Source organism: Bacillus sp. P4_D3, assembly GCF_056401855.1.
Map to the genome: position 1 here is coordinate 1 of NZ_JBFUIN010000405.1, position 2,775 is coordinate 2,775.

At 32.2% G+C, this 2,775-nt stretch carries 5 protein-coding genes; 1 reads left to right on the forward strand and 4 read right to left on the reverse strand.

Annotated features, from left to right (window positions below; all coding sequences use genetic code 11):
- Positions 1 to 140, forward strand: a 140-nt coding sequence (locus AC1DTM_RS21815) for a DUF3600 domain-containing protein (protein WP_477000859.1), incomplete at its 5' end; no start/stop codon positions are given.
- 53 nt (positions 141 to 193) lie between these two features.
- On the opposite strand, the gene AC1DTM_RS21820 is transcribed toward AC1DTM_RS21815, so the two are convergent.
- The 4 genes from AC1DTM_RS21820 to AC1DTM_RS21835 all read right to left on the reverse strand — a co-directional run bounded on the left by AC1DTM_RS21820 (position 194) and on the right by AC1DTM_RS21835 (position 2,523).
- Complete coding sequence (locus AC1DTM_RS21820; protein WP_016104669.1) at positions 194 to 439, reverse strand: hypothetical protein; 246 nt, start codon at positions 437 to 439, stop codon at positions 194 to 196.
- A gap of 290 nt (positions 440 to 729) precedes the next feature.
- On the reverse strand, positions 730 to 1,164 hold the full coding sequence (locus AC1DTM_RS21825; protein ID WP_016104670.1) for a hypothetical protein: 435 nt from the start codon (positions 1,162 to 1,164) through the stop codon (positions 730 to 732).
- Between the two features lie 85 nt (positions 1,165 to 1,249).
- Positions 1,250 to 2,215, reverse strand: a complete 966-nt coding sequence (locus AC1DTM_RS21830) for an MBL fold metallo-hydrolase (protein ID WP_088099001.1) — start codon at positions 2,213 to 2,215, stop codon at positions 1,250 to 1,252.
- Positions 2,216 to 2,313: 98 nt separating this feature from the next.
- On the reverse strand, positions 2,314 to 2,523 hold the full coding sequence (locus AC1DTM_RS21835) for a DUF3925 family protein (protein WP_002200695.1): 210 nt from the start codon (positions 2,521 to 2,523) through the stop codon (positions 2,314 to 2,316).
- Between the last annotated feature and the right edge of the window lie 252 nt (positions 2,524 to 2,775).

Below are 2,775 nucleotides of genomic sequence, written 5' to 3' on the forward strand. Positions count from 1 at the left end.
CATTAATGGCATATCAAACCGTATTAGTAAAAACGAAATCGAGTGGCGGAATAACAGCAGACGAAGTACCTGAGGCGTACAAAGAAAAATTTATTAAAGCGGAGCAGTTTATGGAATATGTAGATGAAAAGGTGAGATAAATAAAAAGCTCATAGCTTTAGCTTTGAGCTTTCCTTATTGAAATGTAAATATATTAACCACCTATTCCTTTTGCTATCAATAGGAAATATACAACTACCAGTATTACTCCATTTAATGCAGTACCAAGTATTCCGAATAACCAATTTTTTGATGCTATCGCAAATATAATTCCGAGGAATGAAAGTATACTGAGAATCATAATAAGTAACGATAAATTCGCATTAGGCCCTCTTAAAATAAAGAAAGAAAATACACTTGTGATAAATGTTAGAAACGAGAAAGCCCCTAATTTATACAAAATAAATCTCCCTTGGTTGAAATGTATTTTGATTTAGCGCACGATTTTCTTTAGTTTAACATAAATTTCCTATTACCAATTAAATATATGAACAATAAAAAACGAGTATAAAATCTATGCGATTTCATACTCGTTTTGTTATTACATAAATTTCCTTACCGCATGTATTGCGCTTATAAATAAACCACTATAACCAACGACACTTAAAAATTGATCATTAGGTTCTTTTGCATACAAGTCAGGGACAGAATTACCTTGACTTGCTTAATAAAGTGAAAGTGAGAAATCACTTAGTTATATTCCTTACTATTCTCCTTGTCTTTTTGTATAAAACAATCTAAAAACGAGTAACCAGCTATTAAACTAATAATAGTAACAAAAGTTGTATTTATAAGAATAATATTAGTTAAATAAGGTAGGTATCCACCAACTGGTGAAAAGAGTAGAGCTGGAGAAAAGGAAATGATTAGTGTAGGCAACGTAATAGCGATAAATTTATCCAGCTGAAAGTTCCAATTTTTTTTACTCGTTTCGCGATTAATGGATTGTAGGAATCGTAATAAAATGCCGACTAAAAGAGGGAAGAGTGTAAAGTAGAATAACCTTGGATAAACGTTAAAGTTCACTTGCGCGTCTGTATCTAAATAAAATTGAATTTTAACACCTACAACTAATAATAAGATGATAAATAATGTAAAGCAGAGGTATAGTATCACTTTTTGCATTCCATTCCACCATCCTTTATTAAAAAATATATTCAAGGAGCGAAGATATATACGATAATGGCGTTGTATATATCTTCGTTTTCTATTAGTTAATTGTGGATTTTGTTTGCTTCGTTAAGTAATCAATAATTCCCATCGCGCTAATTTCTAAATCAAGATATAAAATATTATAAACAGAATGATTTGATGGAACGTTTAGCTTTGTAAGATGAGTAGAGACTTTCTCCACTAGTAAAGATTGTAATGCCTTAGTAGCCTCATCAAAATTAGTATGTTTTTGAAAAACTTCATTTCCAGTATTAACGAAAATAGGTAACCAATGTTCAAGTTGGCTATATACTTCTGTAACATTGGCAGATGCGCCGTAATGACCGAAATAAATAGTATCTACATTCATACTTTGAATGTGATTTTTAGAGGCAATCATCGCATCTGGCTGGAATTGTGAAGGGGACGTTGATGGTAGATATAATTCTACACCAAGATCAGCTAGTTCCCTATAATAAATTCCAATCGTATCACCAGTGAAAATGCCGTTTGTTTTTGAATCGTGAATGCTAATATGGTGCTTCGCATGTCCCGGTGTATCATAAAATGTAAGTGTACGGTCTTCTGCAATTTTTAATGTATCCCCATTTTGTACAATATGAACACGTTCTTCTTCAATTGGAAGAATTGGATCAAAAAGTTTATCAAATTCTTCTTTGTACACAGCTTTTGCGCCAAGAATTAGTTTTGTTGGATCAATCATATGACGAGCCCCGCGCGGATGCACAAATAGAGTAGCATTTGGGCACTTTTCCATCATTAACCCTGCTGCGCCTGCGTGATCTAAATGAACATGTGTAACGATAATGTTTTTTACATCATTTAAATTAATATGTAATTGCTGTAAGCCGTCTAAAATATAGGGAAGAGAAGGGGCCGCACAAGTTTCAATTAAAGTAATATCGTCACCTAATAAAACGTATGTACCTGTGCGTTCATCATGTTGTAAGTCATAATCATCAATAAGATATAGATGAGAAGATAGTTGTTCTACTTTTTTCATACTTACCACTCCTTATATACTTGCATGTTTTTTATTATACGCTAAAAAAGAAAAAGGCAGAAAACGAAAAATTCGTCTTCTGCCTTTATGTAATGTTGTTATTTAGTTTGTTCTTTATTGATAAACATAACGAACAGTCCAACAATGCCGCCAACTAACGGAAGAGTAATCTCTCCTGCTAAATTAAAGTAGGAACTTAGGAATAAGCCATTTACATCGATTACCCAGCCAGTAACATACAATAACATCATATATAGTACGAAATAAAACTCACGATTTGAAATCATTTCACGTTGTGCAGTTTTCATAATCAACACCATCCTTTTCTTTTATAATGGAATTGAAAATGTCACAATTTATAATGCAAACTGTCACATTTTGTTCACAATTCAATTGTAAAACTTTCCATCATTAAAGTCTAGTAGTTTGTGTCGAATTTTTGAACAAGAATAAAGCGCTATCATTTTAATGTGTAAGTATTGTAATAAGAGCCGTATATTCACTAATGTAGTATAGTATAAACATAGAATGATAGTGAAGAGAGGGGTAGGAACAATGAC